General features: G+C 75.0%; 17 protein-coding genes and 1 pseudogene. 8 read left to right on the forward strand and 10 right to left on the reverse strand.

The features are described from left to right. Positions 1 to 30 precede the first annotated feature (30 nt). The 6 genes from ABT127_RS02995 to ABT127_RS03020 all read right to left on the reverse strand — a co-directional run bounded on the left by ABT127_RS02995 (position 31) and on the right by ABT127_RS03020 (position 7208). Positions 31 to 642, reverse strand: coding sequence for a hypothetical protein (locus ABT127_RS02995; protein ID WP_351444145.1), 612 nt, complete (start codon positions 640 to 642; stop codon positions 31 to 33). Continuing rightward, the gene (locus ABT127_RS03000) at positions 639 to 2009 is read right to left on the reverse strand and encodes a hypothetical protein (protein ID WP_351444146.1); all 1371 of its coding nucleotides are present in this window, start codon (positions 2007 to 2009) and stop codon (positions 639 to 641) included. Before ABT127_RS03000 ends, ABT127_RS02995 begins: the two co-directional genes overlap by 4 nt. Next, positions 2006 to 2797: an ABC transporter ATP-binding protein gene (locus ABT127_RS03005; protein ID WP_351444147.1), complete on the reverse strand. Its 792-nt coding sequence runs from the start codon at positions 2795 to 2797 to the stop codon at positions 2006 to 2008. The genes ABT127_RS03000 and ABT127_RS03005 overlap by 4 nt, the downstream gene beginning before the upstream one ends. Continuing rightward, on the reverse strand, positions 2794 to 3663 hold the full coding sequence (locus ABT127_RS03010) for a zf-HC2 domain-containing protein (RefSeq protein WP_351444148.1): 870 nt from the start codon (positions 3661 to 3663) through the stop codon (positions 2794 to 2796). The genes ABT127_RS03005 and ABT127_RS03010 overlap by 4 nt, the downstream gene beginning before the upstream one ends. Continuing rightward, positions 3660 to 4229, reverse strand: a complete 570-nt coding sequence (locus tag ABT127_RS03015; protein ID WP_351444149.1) for an RNA polymerase sigma factor — start codon at positions 4227 to 4229, stop codon at positions 3660 to 3662. Before ABT127_RS03015 ends, ABT127_RS03010 begins: the two co-directional genes overlap by 4 nt. 66 nt (positions 4230 to 4295) lie before the next feature. Beyond that, complete coding sequence (locus ABT127_RS03020) at positions 4296 to 7208, reverse strand: beta-N-acetylglucosaminidase domain-containing protein (protein ID WP_351444150.1); 2913 nt, start codon at positions 7206 to 7208, stop codon at positions 4296 to 4298. Between the two features lie 294 nt (positions 7209 to 7502). Between ABT127_RS03020 and ABT127_RS03025 the strand changes: the two genes are divergently transcribed. The 4 genes from ABT127_RS03025 to ABT127_RS03040 all read left to right on the forward strand — a co-directional run bounded on the left by ABT127_RS03025 (position 7503) and on the right by ABT127_RS03040 (position 11697). Beyond that, entirely contained in the window at positions 7503 to 7751 is a 249-nt protein-coding gene (locus ABT127_RS03025) for a hypothetical protein (protein ID WP_111664625.1), read from the forward strand. Next, positions 7748 to 9802 (forward strand): 4-alpha-glucanotransferase, encoded by a 2055-nt coding sequence (gene malQ, locus ABT127_RS03030; protein WP_351444151.1) that lies wholly within the window; start codon positions 7748 to 7750, stop codon positions 9800 to 9802. Before ABT127_RS03025 ends, malQ begins: the two co-directional genes overlap by 4 nt. A gap of 20 nt (positions 9803 to 9822) precedes the next feature. Beyond that, a complete protein-coding gene (locus tag ABT127_RS03035; RefSeq protein WP_351444152.1) occupies positions 9823 to 10062 on the forward strand; it encodes a hypothetical protein in 240 nt (79 codons plus the stop codon). A gap of 183 nt (positions 10063 to 10245) precedes the next feature. Then, a complete protein-coding gene (locus tag ABT127_RS03040) occupies positions 10246 to 11697 on the forward strand; it encodes an FAD-dependent monooxygenase (protein ID WP_351444153.1) in 1452 nt (483 codons plus the stop codon). Between the two features lie 9 nt (positions 11698 to 11706). Here ABT127_RS03040 and ABT127_RS03045 read toward each other — a convergent pair whose 3' ends face one another. Then, the gene (locus ABT127_RS03045) at positions 11707 to 12210 is read right to left on the reverse strand and encodes a MarR family winged helix-turn-helix transcriptional regulator (protein WP_351444154.1); all 504 of its coding nucleotides are present in this window, start codon (positions 12208 to 12210) and stop codon (positions 11707 to 11709) included. Positions 12211 to 12321: 111 nt separating this feature from the next. Between ABT127_RS03045 and ABT127_RS03050 the strand changes: the two genes are divergently transcribed. Next, positions 12322 to 13437: an EamA family transporter gene (locus ABT127_RS03050; protein WP_502971635.1), complete on the forward strand. Its 1116-nt coding sequence runs from the start codon at positions 12322 to 12324 to the stop codon at positions 13435 to 13437. An 8-nt stretch (positions 13438 to 13445) separates the two neighbouring features. On the opposite strand, the pseudogene ABT127_RS03055 reads toward ABT127_RS03050, so the two are convergent. Beyond that, positions 13446 to 14516 (reverse strand): annotated as a pseudogene (locus tag ABT127_RS03055) (MFS transporter); the annotation flags it as partial. Positions 14517 to 14623: 107 nt separating this feature from the next. On the opposite strand from ABT127_RS03055, the gene ABT127_RS03060 reads away from it, so the two are divergent. Together ABT127_RS03060 and alc are read left to right on the forward strand one after the other, a co-directional pair. Beyond that, on the forward strand, positions 14624 to 15547 hold the full coding sequence (locus tag ABT127_RS03060) for a LysR family transcriptional regulator (protein WP_351444157.1): 924 nt from the start codon (positions 14624 to 14626) through the stop codon (positions 15545 to 15547). A 59-nt stretch (positions 15548 to 15606) separates the two neighbouring features. Next, on the forward strand, positions 15607 to 16731 hold the full coding sequence (alc, locus tag ABT127_RS03065) for an allantoicase (RefSeq protein ID WP_351444158.1): 1125 nt from the start codon (positions 15607 to 15609) through the stop codon (positions 16729 to 16731). Between the two features lie 224 nt (positions 16732 to 16955). Here the strand turns inward: alc and pepN are convergent, their stop codons facing one another. Beyond that, complete coding sequence (gene pepN / locus ABT127_RS03070; protein WP_351444159.1) at positions 16956 to 19529, reverse strand: aminopeptidase N; 2574 nt, start codon at positions 19527 to 19529, stop codon at positions 16956 to 16958. A gap of 123 nt (positions 19530 to 19652) precedes the next feature. Between pepN and ABT127_RS03075 the strand changes: the two genes are divergently transcribed. Further along, positions 19653 to 20168: a DUF1203 domain-containing protein gene (locus ABT127_RS03075; protein ID WP_351444160.1), complete on the forward strand. Its 516-nt coding sequence runs from the start codon at positions 19653 to 19655 to the stop codon at positions 20166 to 20168. 12 nt (positions 20169 to 20180) lie between these two features. Here the strand turns inward: ABT127_RS03075 and ABT127_RS03080 are convergent, their stop codons facing one another. Further along, positions 20181 to 21341, reverse strand: a complete 1161-nt coding sequence (locus ABT127_RS03080; protein ID WP_351444161.1) for a TerD family protein — start codon at positions 21339 to 21341, stop codon at positions 20181 to 20183. Positions 21342 to 21401: the final 60 nt, after the last annotated feature.

Genomic DNA, 21401 nt, shown 5'->3' on the forward strand with positions numbered 1-21401 from the left:
CGGGCGCCCCTCTTGTGCATGCGACGACGTCTAGTTCCGGTCGTCGCGCGGCCCCACGCACGCGTACAGGGCCGCGCCCGCGACGAACGCGGCCAGCGCCACGGCCCAGGCCGCGCGCTGCGGACCCGGCTGCATCGACCAGGTCAGCACCGTCGCACCGTGCAGCTTCGGATTCGAGTACGACAGGTAGACGACGCCGAGATAGACCAGCGTCGGCAGCCAGCTCAGACGGGCGCCGACGAGCACCGCGGCGACGGCGGTGAGCCCGGTGGCGCCCAGCGTGTTGCGGACCATGGCCGCCGCGCCGAACTCGTGCACGTGCCCGGGCACGGCGAGCGCGAGGACGGCCGCGGCGAGCGCGGTCAGCGCGAGCAGATGGGCGAGGCGCAGCGGCCACCAGCGGCGCACGGCGGTGCGGTCCAGTTCGCGGGCGTACTGATGGGTGCTCACCCCGATCACCGCCGAGGCGAAGAGCGGGGCCAGCGCGAGCAGCGGGACGCGCTGGTGCGGGTCCACGTACGTGTCGGGGCGCGTCGCCGCCCACAGGGTGAGCAGCGCCGTCGCGACGAGGGCGGCCACCGTCGCGGGCAGCGCCCGGGAGCGGGCGTACAGGACGAAGGGGCGCGGGGCGGCGGCGGTCACAGCGACGGCACCTCGCTCTCGGTGCGGCCGCAGCGGTCCTGCTCCGCGAAGTAGCGGGACAGCCAGGTGCGGCGTTCGGCGGGGGACATGGTGCGCAGGTGGTCGTAGGCGCGCTGCTCGGCCTTGAGGCGGCGCAGGTCCGCCTTGTCGCCCTGGCGGCGGGTGTCTCTGCGGATCAGGTCCTGAACGCGGCTCGGCGCGAGCCAGCGCGCCACCGCGTCGTCCACGATCTCGACCTTCCCCGGTGTCGTCCGGACGAACGGGCAGTCGTAGCCGTCGATCAGGGCCATGGCCGCCTCCCACCGGTACTGCTCCGGATCGGGGACGCGCCCGCGCACCAGACTCCAGCCCAGCGGGGTCAGCATCGGCAGCGCCGCCTCGTCGGCGGCCGGGCGGCCCGGCAGGTCCTCGAAGCGCACGGGAAGGTTCGCCACGCCCTTCAGCCGGTCGGTGAGCGGGCGCAGGGCCTCGGCGACCTCGGGCAACTGGCGGGCGAGAGCCGCGTTCACGCAGACCTGCGGTGCCGTCGAGTCCGTCGTGCACACCTGCCGGTGCGCGCGCGGGTCGGGCCGGGACAGGCCGTCGCCGACCTGCACGAGCAGCGTGGCGGCGACGGCCGCGGCACCCAGCGGAATCAGCGCGGTCCGGCGGCGGTGTGCGGTGTGGGCCAGGACCACGGCCGCCGCGAGGGCGAGGACCCACCAGGCGGTCAGGAACGGATGCCACCACTCGAGCACCACCGCGCGTCGGAACCCCTCGGGCGCGGGTCCGAGGAAACGCAGCCAGGTCCGGGTGGTGCCGGCCACACCGAACTGCGCGTACCCCGCGACCCCCAGCAGCGGTGCGGCCAGCCGCCAGGGCGCGAGCGCGCCCACGGCATGGCCGATCAGGACGCAGGCCACCAGCACGGCCGCGGTGCCGACGAAGGCCGTCGGGGTGAGGCCGCCCGGTGTCGCGTACGGAAGGCTGGCGAGCACGCCGCCCGCGAAAGCCAGCCCGTACGCCACGACCAGCCAGCACGCCAGGGGCAGCGCGGACACCAGCGCCTGGGCGAGCGGGCCGCGCACCGCCGCCGCCCGCAGCACGTCCGTGCCGCGCCGCCGCTCCCGGCCGCCCTGCCAGCACCCCGCCGCGAGCGCCAGCGGGCCGCCGAGCATGACACCGCCGGAGCGAAGCACGCTCATGGTGTCGGTCCAGCTGCCCTGCCAGGTGTCGGCGGTGTTGTACAGGAACCCGCCGAGCGCCACCGCCAGGACGGCGCCGGCCCACGGAGCCAGGCCCCGCAGCAGCTCGGCCCGCAGCGGATGAGGCGCCGGACGAGGCGGCGGGACAGCCGTCCGGTCCGCCACCAGGGTCGGCGCGCTCATCGGCCCGCCTCCGCGCCCCGGTGGGCGCGCAGCGCCGTGGTGTAGCCGCGCTCGATGGCGTTCCCGTCGGCCTCGGTGCCGTCGCGGCCCAGGGCCGACAGGGCCGCGGGGGTGCCCCGGTAGGCGACCCGGCCGCGTTCGATCAGGGTGACGGCCGTGCAGGCCGCCGCCACGTCCTCCACCAGGTGGGTGGAGACGATGACGGTGGACTCCTCGCCCAACTCCCGCAGCAGCGAACGGAATTCGACGCGCTGCTCCGGGTCGAGCCCGGCCGTCGGTTCGTCGAGCAGCAGCAGGCGCGGGCTGTTCACGACGGCCTGCGCGATGCCGGCGCGGCGCAGCATCCCGCCGGACAGCGACTTGAGCTTCGCGTCGATGCGGTCGGTGAGGCCGACCCGCTCGACGGCCCTCTCCACCGCCGCCCCGCTCTCGTCGGCCGGCATCTCCTTCAGCCAGGCCACGTACGCCACGAACTCGCGCACCGTGAAACCCGGGTAGTAGCCGAAGTCCTGCGGCAGATAGCCCAGTTGCCGCCGGGCGGAGCGCCGCTCGCGCGCGTTTCCCAGGTCGCCGCCGAACAGCTCCACGCGGCCCGCGCTCGGGCGGGACACCGTCGCGAGGACGCGGATGAGGGAGGTCTTGCCCGCGCCGTTGGGGCCGAGCAGCCCGTGCACCCCGGTGCCGAAGTCCAGGTCGACGGCGTCGAGGGCGGTGACGCGGCGGTGCCGGACGGTCAGCCCGGACACCCGTATCGTCCCCGCGGTCACGGGGGTGGTCGTCGTACTCACATCGTCTCCAAGCGGTCGTACGCGGACCGGCGTACGGCGATCAGGGCGGCGCTCACCACGAGCGCCGCCGCCCAGCCGGTGCGCGCCGCGGGGTTGTCGAAGCAGAGGGAGAGCTGTTCGGCGAGGCGGGCCGTGGCGGCTCCCGGCACGGCGGCCGTGGGCAGCGCCACCGCCGCGGCCCACCCGGCACCGACCACACAGGTCGCCGCGCGGCACCCGATCCAGCCGCCGAGCGCGAGCGCGGCCAGGGTCAGCGCGAGCCCCGGCAGCAGCCAGGCGGCGGGGCCGGGGCCCGGCGGGTGCGCGGCGGGCAGCAGCAGTCCGGCCGCCGTCAGCACCGGCAGGCTCACCGCGAGCACGGCGAGGGTGCGGACCAGCACGAGCCGCAGGCCGCCGGACGGGCTCGCCGCGGCGATCTCGTGCAGCGGGTCCGCGTGCCGCCCGTACGACACGGCGACCCCGGCCACCGGCATCACCGGAGCGAGGGCGAGCAGCAGCGGCCCGGCTCCGGCGTACCCGGCGCCGTACCCGAGGCCCAACGCGCCGGCCGCCACCGCGAACAGGGCGATCAGCCACGGGCCGCGCAGCGCGGGGCCCACGCTCCACCACAGCCGGCCGAGCCGCCGGGCGGCAGGCACCCGCACGGGCTCCGGTGCGCGGACGTCGGCGAGCAGCGCGGCGCGCACGTCCGCCAGGACCGGCCCCGCCGCTCCGGCGCGGGCCGCGCCCGACACCCGTACGGCACACGCCGCGCAGCTCTCCACGTGCCGCTCCACGGACCAGCCGTCCGGCTCGGGGAGCGTGCCGTCCACGTACCGGGCGGCGGCGCCCTCGGTCACGTGCCAGCCGGTGTCGGGGCCGCTCATGAGGTGCCTCCCAGGGGTTCCAGCGGTCCTGCCGCCGCCAACGCGGCCAGCGCGGACCGCAGTTCACGGCGGGCCCGCAGCGCGCGGGTCTTCACGGTGCCCTCCGGTATGCCGAGCAGCCGGGCGGCCTCCCGGGTGGTCAGGCCGTCGACGACGGTGGCCCGCAGCACGTCGCGCAGTTCGGGCGAGATCCGGTCGAGGGCGGTGCCCACGTCGCCGTACTGGAGCCCGGCCAGCACATGGTCCTCGGCGGACGGCGCCGCCCGGGCCTCGGGCGCCTCGACCCGGTCGGCCCGCGCCCGGACGCGCTGGGCGTCGACCAGGCGGCGGGCGGCGATCGTCCACAGCCAGCCGCCGGTCTCCCCGCCCCGGTGCGTCCCCGCCGAGCGCCACACCGCGAGGAACGTGTCCTGCAGCACCTCGCGCACCGTCTCCGGGTCGTCGCAGCGGCGGCTCAGGCGGGTGTGCAGCCAGCCGGCGTGCCGGTCGTAGAGCGCGGCCAGCGCGTCCGCGTCGCCCCGCGCGACGGCCCGCAGCAGCGCCCGGTCGTCTCGGTCGGCCCCCATGGGGCGGAACAGTCTCACACCCCGTCTATCGACCGGTCCCCGGCGAGCGGTTCACGGCCGCCGGGGTCAGTGGCGCGGCTCCGCCACGGCGTAGGCCTCCACCGACCACAGCGAGATCCCGTACGCGGTCGCCCGCTCGTCCCCGACGACCCGCACGAACCGCGCCCGCCCGCCGTCCGTCCCCACGGACTCGCGTCCGCCCCGCCCGTCCCGCACGGTCGCGGCGGTGCGCCAGGTGCGGCCGTCGGCGGAGGTCTGGATCCGGTACCGCGTGGCGTACGCGTCCTGCCAGCGCAGGACCACCCGGCCGAGCCGGACCGGCTCCGCGAACTCGGCCTGCCACCACTGGCCGTCCTTCGCCGGGGACGACCAACGGGTCCTGTCGGCGCCGTCGTTGGCGGCCTTCGCCGGGAACCGCGGGGTCTCGTCCGCCGAGGACGACGCGGTGGCGGTGCGGGCCAGGTCGGGGCCCGCGGTGCGCGGATGGGCGCGGACCGTCACCGTGCGGGTCTCGTCGCCGAAGGAGACGGGGATCTCGTACACCCCGGCCGGGGTGCCCCCGGGGACCGTGATGTCCACGGGGACGTCGACCCTCGTGCCGCGCGGGAGTGCCGAACTCTCCGGCGTACGGGCCCTGATGCCGTGCGGTGCCTTCGCCGTCACCCGGCCCTTCGTGTCCGCCGGGCGCCGGGACGTCAGCCGCGCCGTCACCCGCCGCGCGCCGCCGCCGATCTCCGCGTCGGTCTCGGCGCGGGCCAGCGAGAGCGTGGCGGCGGGGTCGTCGGCGCACCACGGGACGACATGGCCGACGGCGCCGCCGGGCGCGCCGGAGACCCGGACCGCGTCCGCCCGCGTGCCCCCGGCGTCCAGCTCCGTGAAGCCGCCGTCCGCGAGAGCGCCGATGCGCCGCCAGCCCGCACCGGGGACGTGCGCCTCGACCGTGCCCCCGGTGCCGGGCGTGCTCAGCACGGTGACCGTGGACAGGGCCCGCACGCGCGGGAGTCCGGCCCGCGCGCCCGCGGCCGCGTCCGCCCGGTCGGTGCCCGCCCACGCCGCGAACGCCGTCCCCGCCTTCTTCAGGAACGGGGCCAGCACGCCGTCGCCGACCGTGACCCGGTTCGCGGCGAGCCGCGTCCGCAGCCGCTCCAGACGGCGGGCCGCCGCCCAGGCCGCCGTGCCGTCGCCGCGCGCCGCCGCGTCCAGCATGTCGACGGCGGCCTCGCCCGCCCGCCCGTAGTCGCCCAGCTTGTCGCTCCAGGGGCGCACCTCGGCGGCGAGCTCCGTGCCGGCCAGCGCGTCCGGAGCGGCGCGCATCCGGCCGAACGCGTCGCGCAGGGCGCGGGCCGCCCGGTCGCGGGCCGCGTCCGTCGCCGTACGGGCCTGCCAGAACGCGGCGACGAGCGGCCTCAGGTACGCCGACTCCCGCGCGCCGAGCACCGAGGAGGCGTCGTTGGCGGCCAGTGCCGTCAGGGCCGCCCCGGCGTCCCCGTCGCCGTCCGCGAGGTCGTCGATCGCCGCCTTCCAGGACTCCCCGGGGCGGTAGTCGCGCGGGTTCCAGGCGTAGTCCGCCGACGTGAACAGCGCGATGCGGGAGGCGGCCGGCTGCTCCATCGCGTTGGCCAGCAGCGCGGCCGACCCGGTGGCCACCGCCGGGTCGCGGCCCGTGTACGGGCCGAGGAAGACGCGGTCCTGCGCGTAGTCGTTGACCGGGTAGTTGTCCATCGTGACCAGCGGATGCGCCGTGCCCGACGAGCCGAACGCCCGCCGGGTGTACGCCAGTTCGCGGCCGGAGACGGTGCGCGGCACGACCCCCACCCCGGTCCACGCCACCTGCACCCCGTCGTCGAGGGCGTGCGCCAGCGCCGTGCGGTACGCCGTCCTTCCGTCCTGGTAGTACTCGGTCGGCATCAGGGACAGCGGCCCGGCGTCCGGGTGGCGGGAGGCCAGATGCCCGGCCACCGCGTTCGCCACGGCCGCCTGCGCCCGCGCCGCCGCCCCGGGCCCGGAGCCGAACCGCCGGGCGTCCGCCGCGCAGTGCCACTCGCTATACGACACGTCCTGGAACTGCAGCTGGAAGGCGCGCACGCCGAGCGCCCACAGGGCGTCCAGCTTGCGGTTCAGGGCCTTGACGTCGGCGGCCGACGACAGGCACATCGCCTGCCCGGGGGCCACCGCCCAGCCGAGCGTGACGTGGTTGGCGCGGGCCCGCGCGGCCAGTGCCCGGAACGCGGCACGCTGCCGCGCCGGGTAGGGCTCGCGCCAGCGCGCCTGCCGGTACGGGTCGTCGCCGGGCGCGTAGAGATAGCGGTTCTGCTTGGTGCGGCCCATGAAGTCGAGCTGCGCCAGGCGCTGTTCGGTCGTCCACGGGGTGCCGTAGAAACCCTCGGTCAGTCCGCGTACCGCCGTGCCCGGCCAGTCGCGTACGACAACTCCGGCGATCGTGTGCCCCTCGGTCAGCTGCCGCAGTGTCTGCACCGCGTGGAACAGCCCGTCGCCGCCGACGCCCGCCAGCGCCACGGTCGGCCGCCCGGCCACGGATCCCACCGCGAGGCGGTAGCCGCCCGCCGGCAGGTCGCCGCGGGCCGTGGCGCCGAGCGCGCGCAGCGTCTCCTCCGCCGGGGCGGCCGTGACGACGAGCCCGGCGCCGGACGGCACCGCCGCCCCCGCGGGCACCTCACGGACGTCCCGCGCACCCGCGCCGCGCAGCAGCGTGCGCAGCGCGTCCACCGCGTACCGGTCGCTCCCCGGGGGCACGACGAGGACCACACCGCCGGGGGAGCCGGGGACCGTCACCCCGTGCGCCGAGGCCCGCAGCGACCGCGGCCGGGGCCACACCGAGGGACGGGACGGCTGTGCCGCCGTGCGGTCCGCGCCACCGGGCGGGGCCGGGGCGGCCGCCGCGCCGGCCGCGCCGCCCAGCGTCCCCGCGATGACGGCGACCGCCACAGCGGCGGCCGTCCTTCTGCGCCGGAGCTGCACGGCGTGCTCCTCGTACGGTCAATGAGGACGAAACGGTCCCGGAGTGGCTACCGACCCCACCACTCACCGGGGCCGGGTGTCAAAGCCGTGGCCGTCGTGGCGCGGCGCCCCCGCCGGGTCTGGCGGGAGAGGCGTGATCCGGCGAAGTTCTTCCCGCTTTCGCGGCCCTCTGGTCAATTTCCTTTCGCCGTTCAGAATGTGACCAGTGACACGTTGCCCGGTCGAACAGGTCTGGGGCCGCGATCTCGGGGTAGGGCTTCCGACTCACGACCCCCTTTGACGAAGGAGGCCCCCGTGGCCGCATCGGCTCAGCTTCTGCTCTCGGCCCTGTCCAAACAGGCGGACCCCGTGCTGTCCGTCACGGACCCGCTGACCGGAATCGACACCCTGTCCGGCACCGACACCACCACCTCGTCCTTCGAAGCGCCCCTGACCAGCGAGCCGGCCTTCGCCGACTACGCGCCGCTGACCTCCGAGCCGCCGCTCTCCGACGAGCTGCCGCTCACCTCCGAGCCCACGCCGAGCGGCCTGGCCGCGGGGTGAGCCTCGCCCGCCTCGCCGAGCTGTACGGCGTGGCCACCTCCTACTCCCCGTCACCGGGTGAGACCGTCCGCGCCTCCGACGCGGCCCTGACCGCCGCCCTCGCCGCCCTCGGCGTGGCCGCGGACGCCCCGGACGCGCTCGCGGCCCGGGAGGCCGAACTGGCCGCCCGCCCGGTGCCGCCCACCGTCGTGCTCTGGCTGGACGGCTCCGTCCCCGACTGGCTGCACCGGCTGCCCGAGCGGACCCGGCTCGCCCTGTGCCCGGAGGGGGCGCGGGAGTTCGCCGCCTGGGACCCGACGGTGCCGCCGCCGCCCGGCGTGCACCGGTTACGGGTCGACGAGCCCGGCGGCCGCGGCACCGAGGCCCACCTCGTCGCGGCCCCGCCCGTCGCCCCGCGCCCGCCCGGCCGCAGCCACGGCCTGCTGGTCCAGCTCTACTCCCTGCTCTCCGCCCGCTCCTGGGGCATGGGCGACCTCGCCGACCTCGCCGATCTGGCGTCCTGGTCGGCCCGCACCCACGACGTGGGCTTCCTCCAGGTCAACCCGCTGCACGCGGCCGTCCCCGCCGCGCCCGACGGCACCATGGACCCCTCCCCGTACCGCCCCTCCTCCCGCCGCTTCCCCGACCCCGTGCACCTGCGGATCGAGGACATCCCCGAGTACGCGCACGTGCCCGGCCGGGACCGCGAGGCCGCCGCCCTGCGCGAAGCGGTTCTCGGCAAGGGGGAGTTGATCGACCGGGACGCGGTCTGGGCGCTCAAGCGCGAGGTGCTGGAGACGATCGTCCGGGACGTGCCGCTCAGCCCCGGCCGCCGCGCCGCCTACTGCGACTACCTCGCCGTCCAGGGCACCGCCCTGGAGGACCACGCCACCTACCTGGCGCTCGCCGAGCGGTACGGCCCCGACTGGCACACCTGGCCCACCGCCCTCCGCGACCCGCGCTCGCCCGCGACCGCCCGCGCCCGCAGGGAGTGGATGGACCGCGTCGACTTCCACTGCCGGCTCGCCTGGCTCACCGACACCCAGCTCACCGCCGCCCAGCGCGCCGCCACCGAGGCGGGCATGGCGATCGGGCTCGTGCACGACCTCGCGGTCGGTGTGCACCCCGGCGGCGCCGACGCCTGGGCGCAGCGCGACGTCTTCGCCCAGGGCATGAGCGTGGGCGCGCCGCCGGACGCGTTCAACGCGCGGGGCCAGGACTGGGGCCTGCCGCCCTGGCGCCCCGACCGCCTCGCCGAGACCGGCTACGCCCCCTTCCGCGCCCTGCTGCACGATCTGATGCGGCACGCGGGCGCCGTCCGCATCGACCACGTCATGGGCCTGTTCCGGCTCTGGTGGATCCCCGGGGGCGAGGCGCCCACCGAGGGCTGCTACGTCCACTACGACGCCGAGGCCATGCTGGCGGTGCTGCTCCTGGAGGCGTCGCGCACGGGCACGTACGTCATCGGGGAGGACCTGGGCACGGTCGAACCCGGCGTGCGCGAGACGCTGAGCGCGCGCGGGGTGCTCGGCACCTCCGTGCTCTGGTTCGAGCGCGACTGGGAGTCCCCCGGGGACCCGCCCGTGCCCCCGGGACAGTGGCGCACGGACTGCGTGGCCACCGCCACCACCCACGACCTGCCGTCCACCGCGGCCCGGCTCACCGGCGACGACGTACGCCTCCGGGAGGGGCTCGGGCTGTCCACGGCCACGCCCGCCGAGGCGGCGGCGGAGATCGCCGACTGGCTCGGCCTGTTCGCGCGGCTCGGCCTCCTGTCGGGCGCCCCCGGCGACGAGGAGGAGTCGGTCCGCGCCGTCCACCGCTTCCTGCTGCGCACCCCGGCGCGGATGACCGGGATCTGGCTGCCCGACCTGGTCGGCGACCGGCGCCCGCAGAATCTGCCGGGGACCTGGGACGAGTACCCCAACTGGCGGCTCCCGGTGGCCGATCCCGCCGGCCGCCCCGTCACCCTGGAGGACATCGCCGCGTCCCCGCGCGCCCACGCCCTGCTCAGCGTGTTCTCCGCGCCGGTCGTGCCTCTTACAGACCCCCCGGACGCGCGGCCCGTTTAGGCATTCGCTACGTTTGAACCGTGGACAAGAAGAACGCCCTGCGCGCCGGCGCCCTGGCTTCCGGTACGACGCTGATGATGCTGCTCATGTCGTCCCCCGCGCTCGCGCTCACGCGCGACGACGGCGACGACCCGGGATCCGGCCTGAGCGTGATCGACACGCTCGGTCTGTTCGTCGTGGCCCCGCTGGTCATCTTCGCGGTCATCGCCGGTCTGGTGATCCTCGGCGACAAGTCCCGCAAGCAGCCCGGGCAGGGCTGACCCGCACACTCCCGACGAGGGCACCCGCCACGGCACGGCCGCGGCGGGTGCCCTCGACGCGTTCGCCCGCCCGTCGTCAGGGTGTCGCGGCGGTGGGACAGCCGGGCGGGCGCGGTTCTACAGTGCCGACACACGCCGGCCAACGGGCGTCGGCGCCGTGGACCCCGGCCGTAGGAGGCCACCATGAACGGCACCGCGCACTCCGTGATCGTCGTCGGCTGCGGCCCGACGGGCCTGCTGCTCGCCGGGGACCTGGCGGCCGCCGGAGCCCCCGTCACCCTCGTCGAGAAGCGCCCCCACGGGATCAGCAACCTCTCCCGTGCCTTCGCCGTGCACGCCCGCACCCTGGAACAGCTCGACGCGCGCGGCCTCGCCGACGAGATCGACCGCCTTGGCAGGCCGCTCGGCCGGCTCCGCCTCTTCGGCGGGCTCACCATCGACCTCACCGACCTCCCCTCCCGCTTCAACCACCTGCTCGTCCTGCCGCAGTACGAGGTCGAGAAGGCCCTGGAGCGGCGGGCCGTCGAGGCCGGGGTCCGGTTCGTGTACGAGACCGAGGTGACGGGCCTGGTCCAGGGCGCGGACGGCGTCACCCTCCGGGTCCGGCGCGGCGACGGCGCGCCGGACGAGCTGAGCGCCGCCTACGTCGTCGGCGCCGACGGGATGCGCAGCGCCGTGCGGGAGGCCGTGGGGCTGCCCTTCCCCGGCCGGTCCGTCATCCGCTCGGTCGTCCTCGCCGACGTCCGGCTCGCCGAGCAGCCCGACGACCTGCTCACCGTGAACACCGTCGGCGACGCCTTCGCCTTCATCGCGCCCTTCGGCGACGGCTACCACCGCGTCATCGGCTGGAACCGCGCGCACGACGTCCCCGACGACGCCCCGCTCGCCCTCGACGAGATCAAGGAGATCACCCGGCTGGCCCTGGGCCGCGACTTCGGCATGCACGACGCCCGCTGGATGTCCCGCTTCCACAGCGACGAACGCCAGGCGCCGCACTACCGCGTGGGCCGGGTCCTGCTCGCCGGGGACGCCGCGCACGTGCACACCCCGGCCGGCGGCCAGGGCATGAACACGGGCCTCCAGGACGCGGCGAACCTGGGCTGGAAGCTGGCCGCCGTCCTCGACGGCCGCGCCGAGGAGGGCCTGCTGGACACGTACGAGGCCGAGCGCCACCCCGTCGGCAGGGCCGTCCTGCGCAGCAGCGGGGGCATCGTGCGGATGGCGATGGCCAAGCGCCCGTGGACGCTCGCCGCCCGCGCCGTGTTCACCGGAGTCCTCCGCCGGGTCCGCCCGGCCCGCACCCGCGCCGTCGGCCAGATCACCGGGATCGGTGTCCGCTACCCGGCCCCCAGGGGCTCCCACACGCTGGTGGGCAGGCGGGTCCCCGACGTTCTGCTCGACGGCGGAACCCGGCTTTACGAGGCCCTGCGCGCGGGCGGGTTCGTGCTGATCCTGCCCCGGGGCGAGGCGTACAAGAACGACGCCGTGCGGGTCGCGCACTGGGCGAGCGGCCGGCGCACGGCACTGCTCGTGCGGCCCGACGGCTACGCGGCCTGGGCGACGGACGTGCTGCCGGACGGGGGAGTGGACTCCGCCGGCTTTCCCGGGGAGTTCGCCGGATACGCGCTGCGCTGACCGGCCGGGCTACTCGGCCGGGGCGGTCGTGGTGAGCAACTGGCGCAGCAGCGCCGCGAGCTGGTCGGCCTGCGGGCCGTCGAGGGCGCTCTCCAGGGCCCGCTTCTGCACGGCGAGCCCGGCGCCCACCGCCTCGTCCACGAGGGCGAGGCCCTCCTCGGTGAGGGTGACCTGGAGCCCGCGCCGGTCGTGCGGGTCGGGCGAGCGGCGCACCAGGCCGCGCCGCTCCAGCTTGTCGAGCCGTCCCGTCATGCCGCCCGTCGTCAGCATCAGCGTCTCCGACAGCCGGCGCGGCGAGAGCGTGTACGGGGCGTCCGCGCGGCGCAGCGTGGCGAGCACGTCGAACTCGCCGCGCGCGATGCCGAACCGCGCATAGGCCGCCTCGACGCGGTCGCCGATGGCGCGCGACAGGCGGTGGACGCGGCCGTAGACCTCCATGGCGGTGGTGTCCAGGTCGGGGCGGACCGCCGCCCACTGGTCGATGATCGCGTCGACGGCGTCCTTGTCGGTCATTCCCTCAGTATCGGGTTCCCGATCGCTTCCGGGCAAGAAAGTGGCTTGACGGCAAGTAGCTTACGAGTAAGCTACTTGCCATTGAGCTACATGAAGGACGGGTGGGTTCCGATGAAGGTGAAGATGGTCCTGCTGACCGCGCTGGCCCCGGTGTCGTGGGGGTCGACGTACGCGGTGACGACCGAACTGCTGCCCCCGGACCGCCCGTTGTTCACGGCGGCGATGCGCGCGCTGCCCGCGGGGCTGGTGCTCCTCGTCCTCGCGCGACGGCTTCCGGCGGGGGAGTGGTGGTGGCGGTCCGCGGTGCTGGGGGCGCTGAACATCGGCGCGTTCTTCCCGCTGCTGTTCCTCGCCGCGTACCGGCTGCCGGGCGGACTCGCCGCGGTGGTCGGCTCGGTGGGGCCGCTGTTCGTGGCCGCTCTCGCGGTGCCGCTCCTCGGCCGGCTGCCCACCCGGCGCACCCTGCTGACGGGGATCGCCGCCGCGCTCGGGGTGAGCCTGGTGGTGCTGCGGGCGACGGGGGCGCTGGACGCGCTGGGGATGGCCGCGGCGGTGGCGTCCACGGTGTCGATGTCGACCGGCACGGTCCTCACCATGAAGTGGGGGCGGCCCCCGGGCGCCGGACCGCTGGCGCTCACCGCCTGGCAGCTGACGGCGGGCGGGCTGCTGATCGCGCCGCTCGCCCTGCTGGTGGAGGGACCACCGCCCGCGCTCGACGGCCGGGCGCTGACCGGCTACGCCTATCTGGCGCTCGCCAACACGGCGCTGGCGTACTGGCTCTGGTTCCGCGGCATCGGCCGGCTCGGCGCCACGCAGGCCACCCTCCTCGGCCCCCTGTCGCCGCTGACCGCGGCGGTGATCGGCTGGGCCGCGCTCGGGCAGAGCCTGACGGCCGTCCAGCTCGCCGGGATGGCGCTGGCGCTGGGGGCGACGGTGCGGGGCCAGCGGCCCGACCCGGCTCAGCGCCCCGACCCGGCTCGGCAGTCCGACCTGGCTCAGCCGACCGCGCGAGGGACGGCCGACCGGACCGGGGCGGCGGGCGCCGTCGCCGTCGCCATGGCGGCCAACCGGCGTGCGCACAACCGCCGTTGGAGCAGGCAGAGGCCCGCGATCGCCGCCCCGAGGCCGATCCAGCCGGCCGGGCCGGCCGCCATCACGCCCGACGTCAGGACCGGCGGGCCGACCGACTTCTCGATGGACTGCGACATCCCGGCCACGCCGAGGTAGGCGGGCCGCTCCCGCTCGGGGGCCAGGCAGACGGCCAGCTCCCAGGAGCTGACGGAGCGCATCAGCTCGGCCAGGGTGATCAGCGCCGTGCAGGCCAGCAGGAGCGCCGACGCCGGCCAGGCGCCGCCCGCGGCGGACAGCGGGAGCAGGACGCAGGCGAGCGCGACGAGCAGCCCGTACCGGGGCAGCGCGCGCAGGGCGCCCTCCGGACCCGGGAACCGGGCGGTGACGCGGAGCTGGAGCAGGACGACCAGGGCCGTGTTGAGGACCAGGAAGGCCGGGACGAGGGCGTGCGGGGCGTCGGTGCGGTGGACCAGCCACAGCGGCAGACCCACGTCGAGGACCGCCCCGTCGAGGGTCAGCGGGATGTCGAGCAGGACGAAGAGCAGATAGCCCCGGTCGCGCCAGGGGCCTGCCGGGCGGGCCTGCCGGTGCGGATGGACGGCGACGGGCCGGCGGGCGGAGGTGCGGGCGACGAGCACCGCGGCGGCGACGAACGAGGCCGCGTCCGCCAGGATCAGCGCGCGGTAGGCGCCGAGCGTGCCCACGGCGAGCCCGATCGCGGCGAGCCCGGCGCCGACCCCGTACGCGGCGTTGGCGACACTGCGCGACAGGGCCTGGTAGACGGCCCGGCGCTCCCCGGCCGCCTCCGTGGCGAAGACCATCTCCAGGGTCTTCGCCATCCGGTCCCCGGCGCAGATCACCGCGACGGCGGGCAGCAGGGTCCAGAAGCCGTCCAGGGCGAGGAGGGCGAGCGCCGCCCCGAGCCGCAGCAGATGGCACCAGATCAGCAGCGCCCGGACCGTGAACCGCTGGGCGAGCCGCCCGCCCAGGGGTGAACCGGCGATCCCCGCGACCCCGGCCACGCCGAGCAGCAGCCCGACCTGCCCGCCGTCCAGGCCGGTGACGAAGGTGAAGTAGAGCACCGAGGCCGCCGCCCACACCCCGGTCCCGGCCCGGTCGAGGAACTGCCCGCACAGCATCAGCCGTGCGTCGCGCCCGCCCGGTGGCCGCCGCAGTCCCGCCAGCAGCCCGTCCCCGCCCCGTCGTTGCCGCACTCGGCGCCGCCTCCCGTGCATCGGTCCCGTGATCCCCGTAAGTCTCGGTATCAAGAATCTTGATGTCAAGGTTTTTATGGGAGCGGCCGTGCCGGACCGTCGCGCCGCCCGGCCCGTACCGTGACGCCATGACCGACGACCCGTCCCGCCCCGCGCACCCCGACCGCTGGGACGTCAAGAAGCTGGTGATCCTGCGCACCCTGAGCGAGCGCGGCACGGTCACCGCCACCGCGCGGGCCCTGCAGATGACCCCGTCGGCGGTCTCCCAGCAGCTCACCAACTTCGCCAAGCAGCTCGGGGTGCCGCTCCTCGAGGCGCAGGGGCGCCGGGTCCGGCTCACCGACGCGGCGCACCTGGTGCTGCGGCACGGCGAGGCCGTCTTCGCCCAACTGGAGCGGGCCGACGCCGAGTTGGCGGCCCATCTGCGCGGCGAGTCGGGGACGGTGCGGGTCGCCGCCTTCTCCACCGCCGTGCCCGCGCTCGTCGTGCCCGCCGTACGGGCGCTGCGCGCCGACCGCCCCGGCATCACCGTCCGGGTGCGCGAGGCCGAGGCCGCGCAGGCCTACGAACTGCTCGCAGCCGGCGACGTGGACCTCGCCCTCTCGCTGGCCGCGCACGCGCCGACCGCGCGGGACGCCAGGTTCACGCGGGTGCCGCTGCTCGCCGACCCGCTGGACGTCGCCCTGCCCGCCGGTCATCCGCTCGCCGGGAAGCCGGGCCTCAGGCTCGCCGATCTCGCGGGCGAACCCTGGATCTTCGGCGGTTCGGGCCCCTGGTCCGAGATCACCACCACCGCCTGCGAGGCCGCCGGGTTCGTGCCCGAGCAGGCGCACAGCGCGGCCGGCTGGACCGCCATCCTCGCCATGGTCGAGGCGGGCATGGGCGTCGCCCTCGTCCCGAGGATGGCCGCCGCGCGCCGCGACGGCGTCGTCATGTGCGCACTGGGCGCCGACCGTCCCGTACGGCACGTGGTGGCGGCCGTGCGCCGGGGCGCGGAGGAGGGCGCGGCCGTGCGGTGCGTCCTCGACGCCCTGACCGTTCAGCAGAACTGAACAACCACCCCGAAAACTTTCGATGGACCTGTTGGCTCGCGGGGCCGGACAGTGGGGTCATGACAACGACGCCCGGAACGGACCCGCACGCCAACGACGCCGCCCCCTACGCGGGCGGCGACCCGTACGCCGACTACCGCACCTTCGGTGACCCCGCCGGGTTCACCGAACTCGTCGACCTCGCCGACCGGCGGCTCGGCGCCGGAGTCATCGCCGCCAACGACGAGTTCTTCGCCCAGCGCGAGAACCTGCTGGTGCGCGAGCGCGCCGTCTTCGACCCCGAGCACTTCGGGCACAAGGGCAAGGTCATGGACGGCTGGGAGACCCGGCGCCGCCGCGGCAGCGCCGACCAGCCGTTCCCGGCGCCCGAGGACCACGACTGGGCCATCGTCCGGCTCGGCGCGCCCGGTGTCGTGCGCGGCGTCGTCGTCGACACCGCCCACTTCCGCGGCAACTACCCGCAGCGCGTGAGCATCCAGGCCACCAGCGTCGCCGGTGCGCCCGGACCCGACGAGCTCCTCGCCGACGACGTGAAGTGGGAGGAGATCGTGCCGGTGAGCCAGGTGCGCGGGCACGCCGCGAACCACTTCACCGTCACCTCGGAGCGCCGCTTCACCCATCTCCGGGTCTGCCAGCACCCCGACGGCGGCATCGCGCGCCTGCGGGTGCACGGCGAGGTCGTGCCCGACCCCGAGTGGCTCGATCTGCTCGGCACCGTCGATCTGGTCTCCGTACTCAACGGGGGTGTGTACGAGGACGCGTCCGACAAGTTCTACTCGTCGCCGACACAGATCATCCTGCCCGGCACGTCGCGGAAGATGGACGACGGCTGGGAGAACCGGCGCCGCCGCGTCCACGGCACCAACGACTGGGTCCGCTTCCGGCTCGCCGCGCAGGGGGAGATCCGGGCCGTGGAGATCGACACCGCGTACCTCAAGGGGAATTCGGCCGGGTGGATCGCGCTGAGCGGGCGCGACGGGGAGACCGGCGAGTGGTTCGAGATCATCCCGCGCACCCGGTTGCAGCCGGACACGCTGCACCGGTTCCCGCTGGCCGGGCGGGCCGTGGCCACACATGTCCGGCTGGACGCGTTCCCTGACGGGGGTGTGGCCCGGATGAGGGTGCACGGTGCTCTGACGGAGGCGGGGCGCTCGGCGCTGGCGGAGCGGGCCGCCCGGGGCTGACCGGGTCCGTCGTCGTCCGCGGGCCGGTGGGGCTTCTCGCGCAGTTCCCCGCGCCCCTGAGGCATGCGCTGACGCGCAGCCTCCCCTTGGCGCCCCTGGGCGAGCGAAGCTCGCTTCAGGGGCGCGGGGAACTGCGCGACCAGCCCCCACCGGCCGTCAGCCGACGAACTACCCAGAGGCGCGGGGAACTGCGCGACCGGCAGCACCCCGCGTCCCGGTGAGGGCTAGGCGTCGGCGGCCTGTGCCTTCAGCGCGCGCTCGACGCCCGCGCGGGACTCCGAGACCAGGCGGGTCAGGGCCGCGCTCGGCCGGGCGGACCCGAGCCAGGCGTCCGTCGTGTCCAGGGTCTCCTGGGTCACCTGGACCGACGGGAACAGCCCGACCGCGATCTGCTGCGCCATCTCGTGGGACCGCGACTCCCAGACACCCTTCAGCGCCGAGAAGTACTTCTCCGTGTACGGCGCCAGCAGCTCGCGCTGATCGGTCTGGACGAAGCCCCCGATCACGGCCTCCTGCACCGCGTTCGGCAGCTGGTCGGACTCGACGACCGAGGCCCAGGCCTCCGCCTTGGCCTCGGGAGTCGGCCGCGCGGCGCGCGCGGACGTCGCGTGCCGCTCACCGGCGGCCGTCCGGTCCCGCTCGTACTCGGCGGCGATCTCGGTCTCGTCGAACCGACCCACGGCCGCGAGCCGCTGCACGAACGCCCAGCGCAGCTCGGTGTCGACGGCCAGGCCCTCGATGGTCTGCGAGCCCTCCAGCAGGGCATCCAGCACGTCGAGCTGCTCCGGCGTGCGGGCCGTCGCCGCGAAGGCGCGGGCCCAGGCCAGCTGGTGGTCGCTGCCCGGCTCCGAGGTGCGCAGGTGGGCCAGGGTCGCCTCGGTCCAGCGGGTGAGCAGCGCGTCGCGGTGGGCCGGGGCCGCGTACAGGTCGATGGCCAGCTTCACCTGCCGCTGCAGCGACTGGACCACGCCGATGTCGGACTCCTTGGCCACCCCGCTGAGCACCAGGTCGAGATAGGCGCTGGCGGACAGCTCGGCGTCGCGCGTCATGTCCCACGCGGAGGCCCAGCACAGGGCGCGCGGCAGGGACGCCTCGAAGTCACCGAGGTGCTCGGTCACGAAGGCCAGGGACTTCTCGTCGAGCCGCACCTTGGCGTACGACAGGTCGTCGTCGTTGAGCAGCACGACCGCCGGGCGGTGCTTGCCGACCAGCTGCGGCACCTGCGTCGACTCACCGGCGACGACGTCGAGTTCGACGCGCTCGCCGCGCAGCAGCTTGCCGCTGTCGTCGTCGAGGTCGTAGAGGCCGATGGCGATCCGGTGCGGCCGCAGCGTCGGCTCGCCCTTCGCGCCCGCGGGCAGCGCCGGGGCCTCCTGGCGGACGGCGAAGGAGGTGATGACCCCGTGCTCGTCGGTCTCGATCTCCGGACGCAGGATGTTGATGCCCGCGGTCTCCAGCCACGCCTTCGACCAGGACTTCAGGTCACGCCCGCTGGTCTCCTCCAGGGCGCCCAGCAGATCGCTGAGCCGCGTGTTCCCGAACGCGTGCCGCTTGAAGTACGCCTGCACGCCCTGGAAGAACTCGTCCATGCCGACGTAGGCGACGAGCTGCTTGAGGACGGAGGCGCCCTTGGCGTACGTGATGCCGTCGAAGTTGACGAGCACGTCGTCGAGGTCGTTGATCTCGGCCATGATCGGGTGCGTGGACGGCAGCTGGTCCTGCCGGTACGCCCAGGTCTTCATGGAGTTGGCGAACGTCGTCCACGAGTGCGGCCACTTCGAGTCCGGCGCGTACGCCTGGCAGGCGATCGAGGTGTACGTGGCGAACGACTCGTTCAGCCACAGGTCGTTCCACCACTCCATGGTGACGAGGTCGCCGAACCACATGTGGGCCAGCTCGTGCAGGATCGTCTCGGCCCGCACCTCGTAGGCCGCGTCCGTCACCTTCGAGCGGAAGACGTACTGGTCGCGGATGGTGACCGCGCCCGCGTTCTCCATCGCGCCCGCGTTGAACTCCGGCACGAAGAGCTGGTCGTACTTGGCGAACGGGTACGCGTAGTCGAACTTCTCCTGGAACCAGTCGAAGCCCTGCCGCGTCACCTCGAAGATCGCGTCCGAGTCGAGGAACTCGGCGAGCGAGGGCCGGCAGTAGATGCCGAGCGGCACGCTCTGGCCGGTCTCCGGATTGTCGTAGGACGAGTGCACCGAGTGGTACGGGCCGACGATCAGGGCCGTGATGTACGAGGAGATGCGCGGCGTCGGCTCGAAGTGCCAGACGTCGTCCTTGGGCTCGGGGGTCGCGGAGTTGGAGACGACCGTCCACCCCGTCGGTGCCTTCACCGTGAACTGGAAGGTGCCCTTGAGGTCCGGCTGCTCGAAGTTCGCGAACACGCGCCGCGCGTCCGGCACCTCGAACTGGGTGTACAGGTAAGCCTGCTGGTCGACGGGGTCGACGAAGCGGTGCAGGCCCTCACCGGTGTTCGTGTACGCGCAGTCGGCGACGATCCGCAGGTCGTTCGGCCCCGCCTCCAGGCGGGCCAGCGCGATCCGGGAGTCGCGGAAGACGGCGGCGACGTCGAGGGAGCGCCCGTTGAGCACCACCTCGTGCACCGCGTCGGCGATCAGGTCGATGAAGGACTCGGCGCCCGCCTCCGCGCTGTCGAAGCGCACGCTGGTCACGGACCGGAACGTGCCGCCCTCCTGCGCGCCGGAGAGGTCGAGATCGATCTCGTACGAGTCAACGGTGAGCAGCTCGGCCCGCTGCTGCGCCTCTTCTCGGGTCAGATTGGTGCCAGGCACGCGGTCATCTCCTAGTGCGGTCTGCGTTTGTGACGATTCCGGCCATCCTTCCACGCGGGGTACGCGAACGCGATGTCCGTTTTCCGCCGGTGAACACGGCTCTCCCGCGCGACCGTGAAAGGCATGACCAGGTACCCGGCACGGCCCATCGACCCCACCGCTCTCAAGGAACTGCGCGACGTCGACGACGCGGGCCGCGCCTGCGTCCCGTACCCCGCGACCGCGGCCGACGCGGGCTCCCCGCTGCGCTGCTGTCTGCGCCCGGTCCAGGAGTGCGAGCGCATCGCGCTCGTCTCGTACGCACCGCTGCGCCGCTGGGCGGCACGGACGGGCGCGGCCCCGGGCGCGTACGACGAACAGGGCCCGGTCTTCCTGCACGCCTTCGCCGACGACTGCCCCGGCCCGGAGACCGACCCGGAGCGCTACCCCTTCGACCGGCCCGGCGCCCTGCGCACGCTGCGCCGCTACGACGCCCGCGGGCACATCGTGGGCGGCAGGCTGCTGGAGATCCCGGCCGACGCGACGGCCGGGTTCGACGCGGCCCTCGACGAGGCGTTCGCCGACCCGGCCGTGGTCCTCGTGCACGTCCGGGCGGTGGAGTACGGCTGTCTGCACTTCGCGGTGCGGCGGCCGGACTGAGCGCGGGCCGCGTCAGCCGCCCACCGAGATCTGCCACGGGCCGTCCGCGCCGATGCGCAGGATGCCGGGGCCCTGCACCGGGGCCAGCACGTCGAGCCGGCCCGCCTCGTTGACCAGCAGGTCCTGGTCGTCGGGCCAGTCGGGGTCGGTGGAGCGGAGGTACTGCCAGACGGTGAAGTTGCTCTCGCCCTGGTGCGCGAAGGACAGGACGCCAGGACCGCCCTCGTAGACCAGCAGATCGGGACCGAGGCCGTGCACCGAGCGGTCCAGGCGCCGGGCCTGGCCGAGCGGCAGCACCCGCAGCGTCCACGGGGAGTCCGCCTCCACCAGCAGCGCCAGCGGCCGGTCGTCGGGGACGGTGGCGAGGGTCCGGCCGTGCACCTCGTCGGTGTAGGCGTCGAGCAGCGGTTCGTCGCTGCGGCCGTACGCGTCGCAGGAGGAGATGCTGACCGAGATGCTGTCGTGGCACTCGATCTCGACCACGACCCGGCGGCCCGCGGGCAGGTTCGGCGGGCAGGTGACCCGCTGCTTGGCCCGGCCCTGGTGGACGTAGGGCGGGAAGCCGACGGTGAGTTCGTCCGGGCCGCCCGGGCCCGCCCACGTGCCCGCCGCGGGGACGGGCGCCGCGGACGCCGCGGGCGGGGCGTCTTCGATGCCGATCCCGAAGTCCGTCGCCAGCCCGGCGAGGCCGGAGGCGTAGCCCTGGCCGACGGCACGGAACTTCCAGGTGCCGTTCCTGCGGTAGAACTCCCCGAAGACGAAGGCGGTCTCCGTGCTCGCGTCGCCGATGGCGAAGGAGGCGACCGGCGCGCCCTCGGGGGTGGCGACGTGGACGGCGAGCCCGGGTATCCGGCCGAACGACTCGTTGTCGGCGGAGGCGGCGACCACGACCCGCTCCACCGCGGGCTCCACGGCGTTCAGGTCGAGCCAGATCCAGTCGGTGCCCGAAGGACCCGGGTCCTGTCCCTTGCCGAGGTGGCGCACGGACTTCGAGTGGTGCTCGCGCTGGTTGTAGAAGACGAGGTCGGCGTCCGAGCGGACCCGGCCCGCCGCGTCGAGCAGCAGGGCCGAGACGTCCACATCGGGAGTCCCGGGACCCTGCTGCCAGGCCACCGCCACATGCAGAGCTGCTGAGGGAACAGGAAGGTTTCCGCCCTTGGCCATCTCGGTCATGCGGGGATCTTCACACAACCTCCACGACCGCGTGGCCGGTTTCGCGCAACAGCGCGGGAA

Source organism: Streptomyces sp. NPDC001904 (assembly GCF_040297005.1).
Taxonomy (GTDB): domain Bacteria; phylum Actinomycetota; class Actinomycetes; order Streptomycetales; family Streptomycetaceae; genus Streptomyces.